The sequence below is a fragment of the Acinetobacter sp. Ag2 genome (assembly GCF_001005515.1).
GTDB classification, from domain to species: domain Bacteria; phylum Pseudomonadota; class Gammaproteobacteria; order Pseudomonadales; family Moraxellaceae; genus Acinetobacter; species Acinetobacter bereziniae.
This window is the reverse complement of sequence record NZ_LBNA01000031.1, coordinates 38,503-57,195: the sequence shown is the minus strand read 5'-3', so window position 1 is coordinate 57,195 and position 18,693 is coordinate 38,503. Positions and strand designations below refer to the sequence as shown.

At 36.1% G+C, this 18,693-nt stretch carries 18 protein-coding genes; 8 read left to right on the top strand and 10 right to left on the bottom strand.

Translation table 11 applies throughout. The features are described 5' to 3' along the window. From hfq to tsaE, 4 genes are all read right to left on the bottom strand, one after another. Positions 1–354 (bottom strand): RNA chaperone Hfq (gene hfq, locus AAV97_RS03590; RefSeq protein ID WP_046759832.1); only part of this gene is annotated, 354 nt, incomplete at its 3' end. A gap of 92 nt (positions 355–446) precedes the next feature. Then, entirely contained in the window at positions 447–1,391 is a 945-nt protein-coding gene (gene miaA, locus AAV97_RS03585; protein ID WP_004831018.1) for a tRNA (adenosine(37)-N6)-dimethylallyltransferase MiaA, read from the bottom strand. Between the two features lie 6 nt (positions 1,392–1,397). Further along, complete coding sequence (gene mutL / locus AAV97_RS03580; RefSeq protein WP_046759831.1) at positions 1,398–3,434, bottom strand: DNA mismatch repair endonuclease MutL; 2,037 nt, start codon at positions 3,432–3,434, stop codon at positions 1,398–1,400. 65 nt (positions 3,435–3,499) lie between these two features. Then, positions 3,500–3,964: a tRNA (adenosine(37)-N6)-threonylcarbamoyltransferase complex ATPase subunit type 1 TsaE gene (tsaE, locus tag AAV97_RS03575; RefSeq protein ID WP_042087244.1), complete on the bottom strand. Its 465-nt coding sequence runs from the start codon at positions 3,962–3,964 to the stop codon at positions 3,500–3,502. Positions 3,965–4,090: 126 nt separating this feature from the next. Between tsaE and AAV97_RS03570 the strand changes: the two genes are divergently transcribed. The 3 genes from AAV97_RS03570 to AAV97_RS03560 all read left to right on the top strand — a co-directional run bounded on the left by AAV97_RS03570 (position 4,091) and on the right by AAV97_RS03560 (position 5,985). Continuing rightward, positions 4,091–5,026 carry a pseudouridine synthase gene (locus tag AAV97_RS03570; RefSeq protein ID WP_416202210.1) on the top strand — a complete coding sequence of 312 codons (936 nt, stop codon included), beginning with the start codon at positions 4,091–4,093 and terminating at the stop codon, positions 5,024–5,026. Positions 5,027–5,133: 107 nt separating this feature from the next. After that, complete coding sequence (locus tag AAV97_RS03565; protein ID WP_004831022.1) at positions 5,134–5,445, top strand: type II toxin-antitoxin system RelB/DinJ family antitoxin; 312 nt, start codon at positions 5,134–5,136, stop codon at positions 5,443–5,445. A 96-nt stretch (positions 5,446–5,541) separates the two neighbouring features. Then, the gene (locus AAV97_RS03560; RefSeq protein ID WP_004831023.1) at positions 5,542–5,985 is read left to right on the top strand and encodes a GNAT family N-acetyltransferase; all 444 of its coding nucleotides are present in this window, start codon (positions 5,542–5,544) and stop codon (positions 5,983–5,985) included. A gap of 423 nt (positions 5,986–6,408) precedes the next feature. On the opposite strand, the gene AAV97_RS03555 is transcribed toward AAV97_RS03560, so the two are convergent. Both AAV97_RS03555 and AAV97_RS03550 read right to left on the bottom strand, forming a co-directional pair. Further along, positions 6,409–7,131: a pseudouridine synthase gene (locus tag AAV97_RS03555; RefSeq protein WP_005029299.1), complete on the bottom strand. Its 723-nt coding sequence runs from the start codon at positions 7,129–7,131 to the stop codon at positions 6,409–6,411. 104 nt (positions 7,132–7,235) lie between these two features. Further along, complete coding sequence (locus AAV97_RS03550; RefSeq protein WP_046759830.1) at positions 7,236–8,144, bottom strand: NAD(P)/FAD-dependent oxidoreductase; 909 nt, start codon at positions 8,142–8,144, stop codon at positions 7,236–7,238. Between the two features lie 103 nt (positions 8,145–8,247). Between AAV97_RS03550 and AAV97_RS03545 the strand changes: the two genes are divergently transcribed. From AAV97_RS03545 to AAV97_RS03535, 3 genes are all read left to right on the top strand, one after another. Then, positions 8,248–8,706, top strand: a complete 459-nt coding sequence (locus AAV97_RS03545) for an Rrf2 family transcriptional regulator (protein ID WP_004831026.1) — start codon at positions 8,248–8,250, stop codon at positions 8,704–8,706. A gap of 109 nt (positions 8,707–8,815) precedes the next feature. After that, on the top strand, positions 8,816–9,274 hold the full coding sequence (locus AAV97_RS03540) for a DUF441 domain-containing protein (RefSeq protein ID WP_004831027.1): 459 nt from the start codon (positions 8,816–8,818) through the stop codon (positions 9,272–9,274). A gap of 480 nt (positions 9,275–9,754) precedes the next feature. After that, complete coding sequence (locus tag AAV97_RS03535; protein ID WP_046759829.1) at positions 9,755–10,663, top strand: alpha/beta hydrolase; 909 nt, start codon at positions 9,755–9,757, stop codon at positions 10,661–10,663. Positions 10,664–10,703: 40 nt separating this feature from the next. On the opposite strand, the gene AAV97_RS03530 is transcribed toward AAV97_RS03535, so the two are convergent. From AAV97_RS03530 to AAV97_RS03515, 4 genes are all read right to left on the bottom strand, one after another. Further along, on the bottom strand, positions 10,704–11,717 hold the full coding sequence (locus tag AAV97_RS03530) for a sensor domain-containing diguanylate cyclase (protein WP_009586550.1): 1,014 nt from the start codon (positions 11,715–11,717) through the stop codon (positions 10,704–10,706). Between the two features lie 449 nt (positions 11,718–12,166). Beyond that, positions 12,167–12,853: a tetratricopeptide repeat protein gene (locus tag AAV97_RS03525; RefSeq protein ID WP_227561080.1), complete on the bottom strand. Its 687-nt coding sequence runs from the start codon at positions 12,851–12,853 to the stop codon at positions 12,167–12,169. A 535-nt stretch (positions 12,854–13,388) separates the two neighbouring features. Further along, positions 13,389–14,420 carry a hypothetical protein gene (locus AAV97_RS03520; RefSeq protein ID WP_046759828.1) on the bottom strand — a complete coding sequence of 344 codons (1,032 nt, stop codon included), beginning with the start codon at positions 14,418–14,420 and terminating at the stop codon, positions 13,389–13,391. A 74-nt stretch (positions 14,421–14,494) separates the two neighbouring features. Next, positions 14,495–15,478, bottom strand: a complete 984-nt coding sequence (locus tag AAV97_RS03515) for an ion transporter (protein WP_004831032.1) — start codon at positions 15,476–15,478, stop codon at positions 14,495–14,497. Between the two features lie 461 nt (positions 15,479–15,939). Here AAV97_RS03515 and AAV97_RS03510 point away from each other — a divergent pair, with 461 nt between their 5' ends. Both AAV97_RS03510 and mqo read left to right on the top strand, forming a co-directional pair. Beyond that, on the top strand, positions 15,940–16,425 hold the full coding sequence (locus AAV97_RS03510; RefSeq protein WP_004831033.1) for an Lrp/AsnC family transcriptional regulator: 486 nt from the start codon (positions 15,940–15,942) through the stop codon (positions 16,423–16,425). 320 nt (positions 16,426–16,745) lie between these two features. Next, positions 16,746–18,389: a malate dehydrogenase (quinone) gene (gene mqo, locus AAV97_RS03505; RefSeq protein ID WP_005029317.1), complete on the top strand. Its 1,644-nt coding sequence runs from the start codon at positions 16,746–16,748 to the stop codon at positions 18,387–18,389. Positions 18,390–18,693 lie beyond the last annotated feature (304 nt).

The following is an 18,693-nucleotide window of genomic DNA, read 5'->3' as shown; positions in this document are numbered from 1 at the left end:
ACCGCCGAAGCCACCTTGACCACCGAAGCCACCTTGACCACCGAAGCCACCTTGGCTACCGAAACCACCAGCTTGACCACCGAAGCCACCAGCTTGACCACCGAAACCACCAGCAGCGCCTTGAGCACCAGCAGGAGCACCAGCAGGACGTGGATTACGTGCAGGTACAACAGTAGAAATCGCATGCTTATAAACCATTTGGCTTACAGTGTTTTTCAACAAAACAACATACTGGTCAAAAGATTCAATGTGACCTTGTAATTTGATACCGTTTACAAGAAAGATAGAAACCGGAATACGTTCTTTACGGAGAGAATTTAAGAACGGATCTTGTAAAGTTTGACCTTTAGACATTTTATACTCCAAAAAAAAATTTAAAATCAGCGCAAAAACTGCCTTTATTTTTCAATTAAAATTTATAAAAAAGGCAGTTGTTAAATTTTGCTTTATCCGTATAAGTTTCGCAAGTCTTCTTGAGCTTGCTTTATCGTGAAATAAGTTTGAAAAGAGTGTAATTCTTGCAAAGAACGTAACCAAGTGTATTGACGTTTGGCTAATTGTCGTGTCGCAAATAGCGCTTTATCCTTCATTTCTTGCATTTTTTCTTGACTCAAATCACTGTTTTTTAAAAAATCTATCGCTTGACGGTAACCAACCGAGCGTGCTGAGGGTAAATTTTCATCGAGATCGTATTTTTTCATAAGGTATTCGACTTCATTTAAAAAACCGATTTCCCACATTTTTTCCAATCGCAACTCGATCCGTTTATGTAATTCTACTCTGTCAGGGACTAAAGCATAATTATGAAAATTGTAACGATAAGGTTGCTTTTTAGGCTGTTCTGCCTGTAATTGTGTAATTGGACGACCTGTGATTTTATAAACTTCTAAAGCACGAATAATTCGTTGTTTATCACTGACCTTAAACTTTTCACCTGCCAGTGTATCTACTGATTTTAATTCATCATAGACTGCCTGCCAGCCCTCAGTTTCGCCTTTTAACTCAATCGCAGCGCGAATCTCATAATCAGCACTCGGTAGGTTACTGGAAAGACCTTCAAGCAATGCCTTGAAGTAAAGCATTGTTCCACCCACCAAGATGGGTGTTTTCCCTTTTGCATGAATATCATCAATCAAACGACTTGCATCTTCAACAAACTCTGCCGCAGAATAAACTTCTAATGGTGTAATAATATCAATTAAATGATGCGGATAACGCTCCTGTTCCGCTTTTGTTGGCTTAGCTGTTCCAATGTCCATCTCTTGATAAACCAGTGCAGAATCCACAGAAATTAACTCATAATTCCCCTGTTCATATAATTCACATGCCAAAGCGGTTTTTCCACTTGCAGTTGGTCCCATTAAATTGATGACGGGCAATTGATTCGACATGTAAAACTACTCTCCTCGAGCAAATAATTTATCCAGTTGTGAAAGTGGAAATGCACGCCATGTTGGTCGACCATGATTACATTGGCTGGCAAATTCAGTTTGTTCCATCTGACGCAATAAAGCATTCATTTCTGACAGGCTTAGCATGCGGTGTGCTCTTACTGCACCATGACAAGCCATACCTGCCAAAATTTGATCTCGCTTTTGTTGAAGTGCTTGTGCTTCATCGTTCGGGTCAAGATCATTCAGCAATTCAGGAACTAAAGCACCAAAGTCAGCTTTATGTAAAATTGCAGGTACGCCACGGACAATGACCTGATCATCCCCATACTGATCTATTTCCAAACCTAAACGCTCAAGTTGAGGTTTTAAATCATCAACACGTGTGGCCTGCATACGTGTAATTGAGATCACTTTAGGAATAAGCAATTGTTGAGAAGTCCAAAACTCAGGTTTGTCCCATGCAGATTTCATCTGTTGTAAAAGAATACGTTCATGCGCAGCATGCATATCCACAATAATCAATCCTTCAGTATTTTGCGCAAGAATATAAATACCGTGCAATTGTGCAATAGCAATACCTAAAGGATATTCATCAACCTGTGGTTGATTAGACTTATTGACAATTTGCTGTACAGACTGATCATAAGAGGCTTGATCTGTGAGTGGTTGATCCAATTCGGCAATATCACTATTTTCACGGAGCGGTGCCAAATAGCTCTTTAAGGCATTATTGAGCTGCTGTGAGCCATGATACTGCTGTTGGGGCTGATTTGCAGCATAATGTACAGTTTGCGGTTGTGTATGGCTAAAATCTGTTAAACCATCATTTTGCAAAATCCGAGAATCTAAATTGCTTAGGCTATTTTCATACTCCTGCTGTTGATTGACAGTATCTGATACTGTGCGATCACGATGAAGCTGAAACTGCTCTTGATAACGCGGTTGAGGTTGTTGCCAATGATTTTGTTGAGATTCCTCTTGCTTCATTGCCGAAGCTAATTCTGCTGTCGCTGTTTGAAATTTTGACAGGGTTTCTTTAGCAAAATGGCGTACAAATTCGTGTACTTCACGCTGATTTAAAAAACGAATTTCATGTTTAGTAGGATGAACATTGACATCAATATTTTCAGGGTCAACTTCTAAAAAAAGCAAATATGCAGCATGTTGATGTCCGTGGAGAATACCATCGTATGCCATGCGTAACGCGTGTGAAATGGTTTTATCTTTAACAATGCGTCCATTCACATAAACATATTGCAAATCCGCTTGGGCACGAGCATCTGAAGGATGTCCCAACCAACCTGATAAACGCATACTAATACTATCGGCATCAATCCAATAAGCATTTTCAGTAAATTGACGCCCCAATAATTGCTGTACACGTTGAAATCGTAACTCACCACTGTCGGCAATAGGTAAGTTCAAACGAATATTATCGTTATGTTCCAACACAAAACGTATATCAAAATGGGTCAATGCCATACGGCGGACAATTTCTTCGATATGTCCAAATTCAGTTCCTGGCTTTTTTAAGAATTTGCGGCGTGCCGGTACATTAAAAAATAAATCCTGAATACGAATATGTGTGCCTTGTTGCGCTGCAACTGCCTGTATATCCTGATGATCAAACGCCGTACCATTTACTTCAAGCTGATAGCCAACACCTGAATCATCTTGGCTGCTGGTTAAGGTTAACCGAGAAACAGCAGCAATCGATGCCAGTGCTTCACCACGAAAACCTAAACTTACTATTGCGTGTAAATCTTCAGCAGACTGAATTTTACTGGTTGCGTGTCGTGTTACGGAAAGCGCCAAATCCTCAGGATGAATGCCTCGCCCATTGTCAATAATTTCAATGAGCGTACTCCCTCCATTAGCAACACGAACAATCAATTCAGTCGCACCGGCATCAATTGAGTTTTCAACTAACTCTTTAACCACAGAAGATGGGCGTTCGATTACCTCGCCTGCTGCAATTTGGTTCGCCAATGCTGGATTTAAAGTTTGGATACGTCTTAAACTGATATCTTCATGTTGCATTCAATTCACCTGATCATTAAATGAATCTAAAAACGAAATTTTTTTATAGTTAGAATTTAACTGAATTAAAAGTGCATTAATTCTTGAACCAACTGAGAAGATGTACTTTCTATGCTCACTTCACGCACAGTTTCATCTGCTCCTTTTAAGATCGTAATAACATGATCAGCTTTTGGAATTTCATCTCCGCCTTTCGAAGGCCACTCAAATAAGAATAATGCATCTGTTTGATCTAAATAATCACGTATTCCCATTAATTCTAATTCATAAGGATCATTTAAACGATACAAGTCAAAATGAAATACATCCTTAGCTTGAATGCTATAAGGCTCCACCAATGTATAGGTTGGACTTTTAACTGCACCTTGATGCCCTAAGCTTTGCAACCAATAGCGCGTTAATGTTGTTTTACCCGCGCCAAGATCACCGATGAGATAAATTACGCCTTTTGCAATATGTTGCGCCAGTTTTTGCGCTAACTTTTGAGTGTCTTGTTCATTGCTTAGACTTAATTTAGAGGAATACTGCATAACGCTCACAACATGATTCAAACCAGACAATATGATAGCATTGCACGACTTTAAAACCTATGTTGCATTGTTGAGAAATCATGTTTTGACCTGTTCAAGCTGACTTCAATAGCAATTGCAATCTTAATGACATCCAGTATCACCATGAAACAATATACTTCTCTTTCTGACTTTCAACCACCAATGAGGGATGGTGTAACAGCATCTAAAGTATATTTACCTCAATTAGAAAAATCCCCGCAAAGTCTATTTGTATTTTTGTGCGAGCACTTTCCACATATTACTGCCAATGCATGGAGGCAGCGTTTTGATGATCATTTAATTTTGGATATGCAAGGTCAAACCCTCAGTATAGAGCACCCTTATATCGAACATACTCATATTTATTATTATCGTTTTCTCAACCACGAAATTCAGGTGCCATTTCAGGAAAAAATTCTTTATGAAAATGATGATCTACTGGTGGTTGATAAACCCCACTTTCTAACCATTAGCCCATCAGGACAATATATTCAAGAGACCCTTTTAGTTCGCTTAAAAAAAACCACCAATAATGCAGACTTGACACCTATACATCGTTTAGACCGTGAAACAGCAGGAGTCGTGTTATTCTCCAAGCGTCCACAAACTCGTGGTATTTACCAACAAATGTTTGCTGATCGTCAGGTAAAAAAGACCTACCATGCCATTGCTGCTTATAACCCAAACCTCAGCTTCCCATGTCAGGTTGCATTAAGAGTGGAGAAAGGTGAACCTTTCTACACCATGAAAGTGACCGAAGGCATAACTAACTCACAAACTGAAATTCATCTTGTTGAACATGATCAGGTATGGGCTAAATATTTATTAAAGCCGATTACAGGAAAACAGCACCAACTACGTGTACATCTCAATTGGCTGAATTTGCCCATTAAAAATGATCCATTTTATCCGACTGTAGTGCATAAAGATCCTCATGATTTCTCACAACCTTTACAACTTTTAGCCCAGAAAATTGAGTTTATTGATCCGATTACAATGCAAGCGTTATGTTTTTGTTCTGCCTATGAATTGACACTGTAATGTTGACGTAATGACAAATATAGGACTTTTTGATGATTAGAGATTGAAATTACGCAAGCTTTGATTAAAATAGGCATTCAAACTTAAATTTTGTTTGGTTAACATTCATGAGAAAAACCGAAGTTTATCAAGTACGCCTTGATTCACAAGAAAAAAAACTTGCTTTTGCCGTTTTTAAACAATTAGGCATCACCCCTGCTCAAGCAGTTCGACTTTTTTTTAAACAAGTCGTAATCACCAAATCTATTCCATTTGCAATTGAAAACCAAAATATCAATATGGACCAGATATTAAAATTAAGAAAACTCAAGCAAGAACAACAGAATGGACAAACAAGTACTGCTGTTGACTTAAGTGATGATGACGAAGATTTGTTTGCAGAGTTAAATGCGATCTTGGGGGAAAGTGACAAAAATTAACAGTGTCGCAATTTTAAACAATTCATTTACTTTAATTTTCTATTTTTTAGTTATGCTCTTTTGCAAAGATAAAAAATCATTGCAAGGAGTATATAAATGATCGTGAGACGCGCGACCAAAGAAGATTTAGATCAACTTGCTGTTTTATTTGATGAATATCGCCAATTTTATGGTGCATCTTCCAATCTTAAACAATCTCTTGATTTTCTTAAACAACGTTTTGAGAATAAGGAAAGTGTCATCTTTATTCATGTAAAAGATGATGTTTTTACAGGTTTTGTTCTACTTTATCAGGGTTTTACATCTGTATCCTGTTCTAAATACTATATTTTAGATGATGTATATGTCACTCCGGTTTATCGCAGACAAGGTTCTGCCAAACAGCTGATTGATACAGCCATTCTATTTGCAAGACATGAAGATGCACAGCGTATTAGTTTAGAAACACAAAAAAACAATTACCATTCCCATCAATTGTACGAACAAATGGGTTTTGTCAAAGATAACGAGTTTCAAACCTATCATTGTTTCTTGAAGTAATTCTATTTCTTGCAGGCGTTTTAGTTTTAACACTAAAAGGTGAATTTTGGATTATTAATGCTGTTAGATTGTCAGATGAAGTGCAATAAAGCTTTCATTGCCACAGTTTATATCTCAAAAGTTTAAATAGATTTGTGTATGCAATAGTACTCTTGCGATGTAAATAAAGCAGTGCTTTGTTTTTGCTCATATATCCCACTCAACATGGCGACATCCATGTCGCCTCACGCTACACCGAACATCGATAATTCAAAAGTCCAAAATAAATGAATCACCAAATCTTCTAGTAAATTGTATAAAAATCATAAAGCTCATTAGGTATGAATGATTGAAATCAAATTGCTTGTATGAATAATCAGACAGTTTGACTATAAGCTATTTAAAGCTAATCATCAGTGAAGCCTCAGACTTTATTGACTATGATTAAACTTCTGATAAATCATCTGATTTATTTTTTGCAGCCACCACTTGAGCTTCATTTAGATATAGCCATTCTCCTTCAGGCAAATCATTCAGTACCAATTGTCCTACTTGGGCACGATGTAAACGCTCAACTTTGTTGCCTACCGCAGCAAGCATTCGTTTCACTTGATGATAAACACCTTGATGTACAGTTATTTTTAACGCATGTTCAGCAAGACGTTGTACATCTGTTGCTGCAAAAAGCCCTTTTTCATTACGCAGTTCAACGCCTTGTTCAAGTTGTTGAATTTGCTCATCCGTGATCGGATCAACAGTTTGTATTTGATAAACTTTAGGCACATGCTTTTTAGGATGCGTCAAGGCTTGTAAAAACTGACCATCATCAGTGAATAGTAATAAACCTGTGGTATCCTGATCTAAGCGCCCTACACTTTGTAGACCACGATTCATCAATACATCATCAAACAGATCAAAAACACTGAAATGATGAGTAGATTGATGTGAACATTCATAATTCTGCGGTTTATTTAAAGCGATATAAACTTTTTCTCGATATTGAAATGTTTGCTGATACACCGAAAATTCTAAATGATCTAAATCAAGTTTAAACTTTGGATCAGTAATAACCTCGTTTTGAATTTGAATTGCACCATTCTTGATTAATTGCTGGCAATGCTTTCTAGAACCAAAACCTTGTGATTGCAACATTTTTTCCAAAAACATAAATCAATACCTTAAAAATTCACGACACAGTTTAAAGTATCGTGAATCGAAACCCAATCGAGATTCGTATTTTATCAGCATGATCACTTCATCATGCATAGACACTAGCCTCCAAATACAAATGATTTATGCGCTGCTACCCCAGCCATTACACCATCAGCAACAGAGAATGCAACAGAACCACCTGATCGTGTGATGTCCCCACATGCGTAAATGTTTTTTAAATTGGTCTGTTTTGTAGCATTGGTTAAGATTGCTTCACTATATTCATTACGGTCTATATCCAAACCTAGTTTTCTAATCCAAGGTGAATTAATTCTCATAAAAGTAGAGACAAATAATCCATCCAATTGAGTTTGCTCACCATTTTCAAATTTCAAGTCACAGTGATTTTCGATCTTGGCGATTTTACGAGTATCTAACTTCACATGGCGTTGATTTAATTGCTCCAAAATTGCAGGCTCGATTGTATCAATTGAAACTGCAGCATTGAGGAATAATGTTGTATTGCCCCAATCAGGTAGCATTAAAGCCATATGAAGAGAATGCGAACCAGAATATAACATCCCGAGTTGACCAAGATTTAATTCATAGCCGTCACAGTATGGACAATGGAATACACTCTTTCCCCAACGCTCAGTCAAGCCTTCTATTTCAGGTAAATCATCTTTCACACCTGCTGCAATAATCAATTTTTCAGCTTGAATCAGGTCGCGCTTATTATTTTCATCTTCTGTAAAAACCTCATAATGATCATTCATTGCCTGTACGTTGATAACAGATGCATTCAACCAACTAATGCTTGAATATTTTCCTAACTGTTGCTTTGCTTCCGCAATGATTGCAGAAGGCTCCTGTCCATCTCGGGTCAGAAAATTATGCGAATGCGCCGCAAACCGATTTCTACGTAAACCCGCATCTACCACCAATACTTTTTTTCTAGCTCTTGCTAAAGGTAAAGCCGCAGATAAACCTGCAAAACTTCCACCAATGATCATCACGTCATATTTCATTTTAAATTCCTATATGTAACTTTTAAAGTTACTATATTGCCTTATTTTTAAAATTGCAACTTTTGATGTTACAATTAATACTAAATTAAGGAGTGTGCATATCATGCGCAAAGACAGTAAACTTTCCCGGATGTTGCATGTGCTATTACATATGGCACGTGAAAAAAAACCATTCACATCCGAACAGATTGCAGTAATGCTCGACACCAATCCTGTTGTGGTTAGACGTACTATGTCGGGTTTAAAAAAAGCGGGATTTGTACATGCAGATAAAGGACCCGGCGGTGGTTGGACATTAATCCAAAATTTAAATGAAATTTCGTTATATGATATTTATCAGGCTGTCGGTGAACCCACCATTTTTGCCATGGGGAATGAGCAAGAAACGCCCAACTGTCTTGTTGAACGTGTGGTAAACACTGCTTTAAATCAAGCAATGCTAGAAGCACAAAACATTTTAATACAGCAACTTAAATCTACAAATTTAGCAAAACTTGCGCAAGATTTTGAGTACCAATGGAACTTATTGGAGAATAAACCTTTCAATATTTCAGCGCACTGATTTGCTTTTATTGAGAATTTTAATACGAATAAATAGATCTCTTCACGCCCTACCTGTGTTGTTTTTAGTATAATGCGCTGTTGGAATGAATTGTAAATGATGAATATTAATGAGCCTTTCTAGTCTAGATCTAAATTTAATCGTGCTTCTTGTATTATTGGCTTGTGGTATTTTCAGTCACAATACAGCAGTGACTATCGCTGCTGGCGTATTAATTGTCTTTCGAATCACACCATTAAGTGAGTTTTTTCCTTTATTACAAACTCACGGTCTGGAGGTCGGAATTATCATTTTAACAATTGGTGTTCTTACCCCGATTGCCAGTGGGAAAATTCCAGGCGATGTCATCCTAAAATCATTTATGCACTGGAAATCTCTGACTGCAATTGCAATTGGACTATTGGTCGCATGGTTAGGTGGTCGCGGAGTTTCCTTAATGACCAGCCAACCCAATGTCGTAGCAGGTTTATTGATAGGTACAGTAGCTGGAGTAGCATTACTGAGAGGTGTTCCTGTGGGTCCACTGATTGCAGCTGGCATCTTATCATTATTGATTGGTAAATCTTAAAAATCTTCAAACAAAAAATTCTGAAAAGTTTAAGCACATCCCATCATTGCCAGATATAGATTAAAAATCATGCTGATGGGTAACAGTGTGATGTCGAGTAATCAATAGAACTGATTTTTTGCCACAAAGCATGTTCAATTGATCAAGTTTTAACTTTTACTTCATTAATAAAATAATGATCCTCTGATTTTACTTGGATAAATCATAAAATTAAAATCTGACAAACTGCAAAAATAGAAAAAATATCAAATAAAATTAATAACATAATCAAATATCACACATTATCAACAGTACAAAAATTCATCCTAATCGTTGAATTTTCTTCCACCAAATCATGCTTTTTATTCGGTAATATTAAATAAATTATCGATCTCTCTAGCTAAACCTATTTAGAGCGGAAAAATTATTCTTAAATAACGAGATTCTTTTACCTTAAAAAATTTTTAAGTAATTTAAACTCAAGGCAGGGCTGTATTGAACATGACAAAAATTACAAAAGAAACCTTAAAACAACCTTCAAATACCCAGATTGTAAAAATACATAAGTATTTAGAATCAAGTATCCTTGATTATCGTGGTGATACTTTATTTAGCCGTATCTATCCCCTACTTGGAAAAGAAAGCATTATCTTATTGCATGGCGGACCGGGTTTTCCAAGTGACCTTACAGAAGTTATAGAATATTTCAAGCACCAGTTTCAAATCATTGTATTTCATCAAAAAGGTACAAAAAAATCCCCGTGTATAAGCGGAGATTACTCATTAGAGGCATATCTCAATGATATTGAAACGGTACGTAAATTTTATAAAATTGATAAGTTTCACTTATGGGGACATTCTTGGGGTGGACTTTACGCTCAAGTCTATACAGAAAAATATCCCGATCATTTACTCAGTCTGTTTTTATGTAACCCGGGATCTGGAACAAACACACAGTGGCAGCAAACTGAAAACGAAGTGATGCAATTCAATAAATCCAAGGTCAGTTCTTGGCAATGGACAAAAATGGGAATATATAGTTTTTTAGGAATGCTCGGTTTTGATAAAGCTTATCAACATCTCTTTAAACAAGTCATGAAAAACTATCATGCAGACTTTATCTCAACAGAAAATATTGAACAGACCGAAGATTTTTCCTTATTAAAAGCAAAACCCATCAATAGAACCAGAGCTGAAATTATCAAATACCCACTGCTCAAAGGTTTAACTCAAGCTGATTTTAAAATTACCATCCTATATGGCGATCAGGACATATACACCAACAGCAAACATTTTGTAATTGATCGTTACCCGACAGCAACTGTCTTTAATGTTGTAAATTCTGGTCATTTACCTTGGTTACATCATTCCCAAGCCTATAAAGATATTTTGAGTAGTCACTATCAATAATCTCATGGAAACCCTCAGAGATTAAAATAGGGATTTACATTTATACATTCAAATTGATCACTTTACGGGCACGTTTATGTTCGTACATTTTAAGATCAGCGAACTCGATCAACTTATTCAGTTCCAATGCATCTTCAGGAAAAAACGCCAATCCGACGCTTGCCCCCATATTCAGTCTAACATTTTCAAATACAAACGGTAGTCCACATGCCTCTACAATACGATTCATCACTTTCTTTGCTAAATCTTGATCACCTAAGCTACTTAAGATTACCGCAAATTCATCACCACCTAAACGTGCCACTAAATCATCTTGCCGAGTAATACTTACAATACGCTTCCCTATTTCCTTTAACGCTTCATCACCTAAACGATGACCATATTGATCATTGATTGGCTTTAATCCATCCATATCAATCATCAATATTCCCAAAAGTTTTTGAGTACGTTTTGCTTTTTCTACCCCTTGTCTTAAACAGTCCAGAAACAAAGCACGATTAGCCAACCCAGTTAAAGTATCTTGCGTTGCTAATTTATATAATTCTTGCGCACCAAATTTCGAAGCATGATACATTGCCGCGGCAATCAACTCCGACATCAGTGTCAATAAATTGATATCGGCGTCTTTAAATGCATTTACACGTTCTGAATAGATTTTTAAAACACCTATCGGTTCATCAGAATGAATCAATGGAACGACAGCCATTGAACGTAAACCAACTCGTCTACATGCCTCTCGATCAACACGCTCATCTACTTCACTGTCTTTACAATAAAGTGTGCGATTTTGAGCTATACACAACCCAGAAAGGCTAGAATCCATTTTTAAACGTAGACCCAGAAATGCAGTTGCACCATTCGATACAGCACGGTAAACCATATCCCCATGCTCAGCGAGTTCTACAATTGCCCCTTTGGCTTGAGTAATCAGTTGAACTTGTTCAGCCACCAATGTCATTACTGCATTGATGTCTAAACCCAATTTAGCAATTGCCGTCTGTGTTTGAATGACCGAAAGCAATTGCTTGGCTGTTGGTTGTTTCGTTTTAGACATACATCATCCTAGACGAGTTATACAATACAAGAAGAAATACACAGTGATCGCAATACTTCATCAATCATATTTTTCATTTTTGATTAACTGAAAAATATGAACGAAATACAATGAAGATGCATTAAAACTTTGAAACACATCTTATGATGATTCATATTTAAAGTATATTACTGTGCTCACTAAATTCATGATGAAATACTCAATTTGAGCTGTGTCAGCGTTTGATGGGCAATCATCCGTTATATCAACGTATAATTTAAAATAATGTGATTTCCTTAATATTACCTGAATACTTTTTAATCAAAAGCACCAATAAATACTCAATCTGTGCCGGATCATTCAGGATAAACCGTCAAATTTCTTTTAAGATGAAATAAGTTTTAAATATTCAAAGAATAATAAACAAAATGATTGAGCATGAGGATGCCTTTATCATCCAAAGCATTGAGCTATTGCTTGTACATTAAATCGAGATATTCTGAGGCTTTAGTTTGACCTTGCTTTGCTGCCGCTTTAAGCCAGTAAATTGCTGTCTGTTTATCTTCGGAAATTCCGAAATTCCCCATAAGCATCATGCCAGTTAAATATTGTCCATCTCTATCACCATTCTCTGCACTTTTTTTGAACCATTTATAAGCTTCTGCATAATTGCGCTTATCACCATCACCTTTGAAGTAAATAGAACCCAGCCGATTGAAAACCTTTGTATTTCCTTTTTCTGCGAGTATTAAATAATAAGGTTCTGCAGAAGCAATATCTTCTCGTTCGAAATAGTAATATTGCGCTAATGCATAAATATCTTCATCATTTCCCTTATTGGCAAGTTGCTTGAGTAACTGCTCGATATATTTTTCATCGCGCGGAATAAGATGACGATAATACAACTTGAGTAGATTTCTTTGAGCGTCAGTAACATCTCTTTCGGCAGCAATTTTGAACCATTTTGCGGATTCAAGATAATCTTGTTTGACACCTTTTCCATAAAAATAAATTAAACCTAAATTATGGTTCGCCGAACGATGACCCAAGGCTGAAGCCTTTTTATATAGTTCTATTGCCTTTGGTAGGTCCTGTTCAACACCTTGACCAGTCTGCGTTAAATATCCCAAATCAAAAAGTGCTTGTTTTTGGTTCAATGCCGCTTTCTGTTGTATCTCTGTCACATTGATTTCAAGATCAGCTGAATATACAACATTGCTCAATAACATCAGTTTTAAAATCGAAATATATATAAATTTTCTTATTTCCACTCGTACAAACGCATCTCTATGTAAGAGTAAAATATGTTAAACAAAAATAAGCGATATTCAAATACTATGAATTGCCTTTTTCCCAAAGTGCAGTTTTACAAACATTCATACTATAAGCACAACGATAGATATCGCCGCAATCCACTGCAATATGAACTGTCTCTCATCATTTTATAAAAAAGTCCATCAAAGCCGACACTTATCAATTCAATAAAACAAGTTAAAAACAATCTTTGAATCAAAAATTTGCATTGTATCTCGTTCTGTTGATCCCTTTATCTTTCTGGTTGAAATAGTGCAATGTGAGATTTTTAAGTGTCTATCAAACTATTTTATGTTTCCCACATACCATTATTTGATTTTACTTCTACAGCTCCAGAGGTTGAAGCGTCATATCGTCAATGAATAAGCTTGAATCCTATTACTCAGGACAGCTGTTCACCATTGTATTCTTTAAGGATTCAGGTATTTGTTCAATTCCAAATGCACTGTATAAGCGGTTTATACGCGCTCGATTGCCCTTAAAAGAGCACATTAGCTCAGCAACCTGAGTGATTCGGCTAAATGAAGGATAACGTTCTAAGGCAAGTATTGAACCACGTTCAACTCGATCCCAGTCAATGCTGTTACGCTCTAGATTAAATGGGTTTCCTCGATCAATAGCCGTAAAAACGATCAGATAATAATACATATCCTGATTTGGACCAGAATTTAAACGCTGGATGTCACCGATCACCTCATTAATCATTCCAGGATAGCCACCGAGCCATTTCTGATCATTAATCGCGATATAGGTATTATAAATAGGACGATATGAAGGAAATTTTGCAATACCTTCTTTATATGTTGCATAAGCCTCTTTGGCTGCATCAAAATTTTGGTATGATTTTAATAAAGCAACATAATAAAAAGGATATTTGGAGGCAATCTCTTTATGTTCTTGTAAAAAAGAGATTCGTTGCATTTGTAATTTTATAAAAATTTCAAGGTCATCTTGAGAGACTTCATGGATATAATTTCCACCTCTATAGACCCATGATTTCGCACCCAATAGATAGGCTTGAAACAGATATGGTAAAGGTGATTTAGGCGTTGCCTTTAACCATTCATCAGCAAGTTGCTGTTGTTGTTCCCAAACTGACTCATCCCGTGTTCTATATCTTTCTGTTATTTCAGCAAGTTTCTCTAAATATATGGTATGTCTATTCTTACCATTTAAAAAAATTGCTTCCGACTTTAATTCTTTGGAAATAAGACGATCAAGCGCTTTAAAGTCTTTTTTCGCAAGCAACAACATTATTTCTTCTTTAATAGCCAATGCTTCACTATAACTATCACCACGGATAATGGTCATTTTTCCAAGTTTTTTATAATCTTGTTCAGTTACATCTGCATAAACAGAACTATTAAAATGGACCACAGCAAGTGCAGCTAATAAAATTTTTTTAATCATTGGTAAAATTAATAAGAATCAAGTATAAAAATTTTACCGATATAAATCATATTTTACAACAGCTTGACTCAACATTACTCAGGTAACTTATGTCCGCAATGTGGGCAAAAACAGTATTTATTCTTTTCTCTTTCCGCCTCTTCTTCTTTTCTTTCACGAATGAGTTGTAAAACAATGTCACGGGTTTGATCAATAGATAGACCAACTTCTCGGCGAATATTGTCTATTTTTTCTTCATCATGGATAATATCAATCTCACAACTTTGCAATAAATCTCTGAATTTTAATTCTAATTGCTGTTTTCTTAACTCAAGTTCATTGGCTAAACCATTTGCCAAAATACCTGCTGGTAAAGCCGCTAAACCAACGCCAAGAATCGTGATCATTGCGCCCAAAAAACGTCCCAGTGGCGTAATAGGTGTGACATCACCATAACCCACTGTTGTTAATGTTACGACTGCCCACCACATTGAGGCAGGAATAGAACTAAATACTTCTGGCTGTGCTCGTCCTTCCACAACATAGATGCCTGCTGCCGCCATCACGATCATGATCACTAAAATAAAAATGACGGCTTGAAAAGAGCCTTTTTCACGTTCAATTACACGCAACAGAATTTGTAGTGAAATAAAATAACGAGTGAGTTTTAACAAACGCAATAAACGTAAAATCCGCAGGAATCTCAAGTCGATATGTACAAAGAAATTGATATATGCAGGCAAGATTGCCAGCAAATCAATAATTGCGGCCCCACTTGTTACGTAATTCCAGCGAGCTTTCCATTCAGATTCAAAAGGTTCTTTTTCGGCAATACTCCAAAAACGTAAAACATATTCAACCGTAAAAACCACTATGGATATATCTTCAAAAGTATCAAAATAAAGTTGGTACGCTTTATACACATCGTTAATGGACTCTAAAAGTACAGCAATCACATTTCCAATAATCAGAAAAATGAGCGAAAAATTGATCGCACGACTAAACCATGTTTCATAATCTTCATTGTGTAGATTGTCATAAACAAATTTTCTGAGGGTGTACCAAGCTGTGAAGCGCATCAATTGTTCTTTATTTTAAAGATGACTCATTTTAATACGGATTGGCTGAATTGCACATCATCATGCCCTGAGCTTTACAAATTTACAGCTTGAACTCAGCAAGAAAGCTTTATTAAAGACATAAATATATTTTCATTATTTCATAAATTTTTATTATATAATCACAGAAATTGACGCACTAGATTCAATATAGCGACATAAATATATAATCTTTGAGAAGTCTATAAAGTCTTTTTTAAGCTGACAAATAAGCAGCGGACAGTATCGTTAAAGGCACCCTTCCTCTAAAGATACTATCCGCCAAATCAAAGCCAGTCTCCCAAATGTCTTTGATTTAATAAGTTTATTTTAGCGCTATGTTGAATAGAATGTTTTCCGTATTTTATATAAATCTTTAATGTTTTCGGAATGAATTTTCAAATATCTTTATTTTTTCGAAAATATTTTCTGTGGTAAAGCTTATGAATGATAGCCAATACACCTTAGACCGAATTGATCGCAAAATTTTATCGGCACTTCGTCAAGATGGGCGTTTAACTATCGCTCAACTGTCCGAACTTGTTGGACTTTCCTCTTCTCCATGTTGGACACGCGTTAAACGTCTTGAGTCTTTAAATGTGATTGAAGGTTATACTGCGACAATCAATGCCAAGGCAATTGGGATTAACGAACTCTTTTTTATCGAAATCACCTTAGAACGTCATGATGATGAAATTTTAGAACAATTTAGTGATGCGCTCAGTCAAATGCCAGAAGTGGTTGAAGCACATTTGGTGACAGGAGATTATGATTATTTGGTTAAAGTCGCGGTCAAGAATGCCGAACATTACGAACGTTTTTTACGTAAAAACTTATACTCAATGAAAGGCATTCGTCATACTCGATCTATTTTTGCTTTACGTCCATTAAAATTAGAAAATAAAGCAGACCTGATGCTGATTGAATAGCGAAATTTTAAAGAAGAGTTTTAAAAAACCAGCGATCAAAAACTCTTCTTTGTTCGCTTATTTTTCACACTATTTTAATGAATAAAAACACTAACACCTACAAAAAATAATACTTTAGTCTAAGGATTTTTCGTATAAATATCACACAAATTTACTATTCAAAATTTAATCTGTTTATTTTTTACTCACATCTTTACAAATTTAAAAACAAATTATTTCATATATTTAAATCGTTTACGCAAAAAAACATTACACAAACTAACATTTATGTAACTTTTCTACATTACAATATTATTAAAACTTGATGAAACAGGAAATATATGAAGAGATTTTTTAAATACCTACTGATTGTCATCGGAGTTGTATTTGTTATTGGACTGATCTTTTTATTCAGACCAATTAGCTCTAAAAAAGTGACTACAGCAGCTGATGAACCTGTTGTTGATGTGGTACTTGTCGGTGGCGGTATTATGAGTGCGACATTGGGGACATACCTCAATGAAGTTGAACCTGATTGGACAGTCCAAATGTATGAAAGATTGGATCAAGTGGGTCAAGAAAGTTCTGCAGGATTTAATAATGCAGGTACTGGACACTCAGGCTTTATGGAAATGAACTATACCCCTGAAAAAGACGGTAAAGTTGACATTAAAAAAGCCATTGATACTGCATCACAATTTGAAGTAAGTAAGCAATTCTGGTCATATCAAGTCAAAAATGGTGTCTTGGGTCAACCATCTAGCTTCATTAATCCTGTTCCTCATATTGCCTTTGTTTGGGGCGATAGCGTGAACTACATGAAGAAGCGCTACGATGCAATGCGTCAAAGTCCAATGTTTGAAGGATTAAAATATACTGAGAATCCTGATGAAATCAAACAATGGGCGCCTTTAGTCATGCAAGGTCGTGATGCAAATCAAAAAGTTGCAGCGACACGTATGGATGTGGGTTCAGATGTCAACTATGGTTCAATCACCACACAATTAGTTGATCATTTGAAGAAGCAACCAAACTTCAAGCTTGAAACATCAACTGAAGTAACTGGCATCAGTCAAAATGAAGATAAGACTTGGACTGTATCGTTTAAGAACTTAAAAACTAATCAAGCAAGCCACGTTAAAACTCGCCATGTATTTATTGGTGCGGGTGGTGCTGCAATCAGATTATTGCAGATGACAGGTCTTGAAGAAACCAAGCAATATGCTGGCTTCCCGATCGGTGGTATCTTCTTAATGACAGATAATCCTGCTGTTACAGCACAACATACTGCAAAAGTATATGGTAAGCCTGAGTTAGGTGCACCGCCAATGTCTGTTCCACACATTGATACTCGTTATGTTGATGGTAAAAAATATGTGTTGTTTGGTCCATTTGCCACATATTCAAACAAGTTCCTTAAAAATGGTTCTCAGTTTGATTTGATTGATGCGACCAACAAAAACAATGTCATTCCAATGGCAACCATTGGTGTTGAAAATCTAGACTTAGTGAAGTACTTGGTGAGTCAAGTTGCGATGTCTAAGCAAGATCAGTTCAATGAATTGAAAAAGTATTATCCTGATGCAAAAATTGAAGATTGGAACCTAAGCCAAGCAGGTCAACGTGTTCAAATCATCAAAAAAGCACCGGGCAAACCAGCTACCCTTCAGTTTGGTACTGAAATCTTTAGCTCTAAAGATGGTTCAATCACTGCGTTACTTGGTGCTTCTCCAGGTGCATCAACTTCACCATATATTATGTTGAGTTTGATGGAAAAAGCTTTCCCTGAGCAAGTAAAAGGTAAATGGAATCCTAAGTTGCATGAGATTGTAAAATCTTATCAACAGGATTTAAACAGCAACCCTGCTCTACTGGATCAAGTACGTACTTATACCAGCGCTACTTTGGGTTTAAATTATACACCTACACGTAAAGCTGCTAATGATGCGACCACAGCAACTCCTGCTGTTGCAAATGCACATTAATTTGCGTTGATTTAAAAGATGAGCTTAGGCTCATCTTTTTTTATGGCTGAATGACTGATTTTGTGCTTTAATATATATAGTATGAGATGAGCCTTATATGAGTATAGCGTGAGCTATACGAGGAGCCCCTGAATAAGGGGCTTTTTAATGCCTACTCAAAAAACTTTCTGATTAAGCAAATGGTTATTAAAGAAAATTAAGCTTTACCCAATTGATTAATTTATAAAAGATGAGCAAAAACTTTATTTATTTTCACTGAATCAAATTGATTTAAAACAGATCATTATAATTTTAGAATAATAAA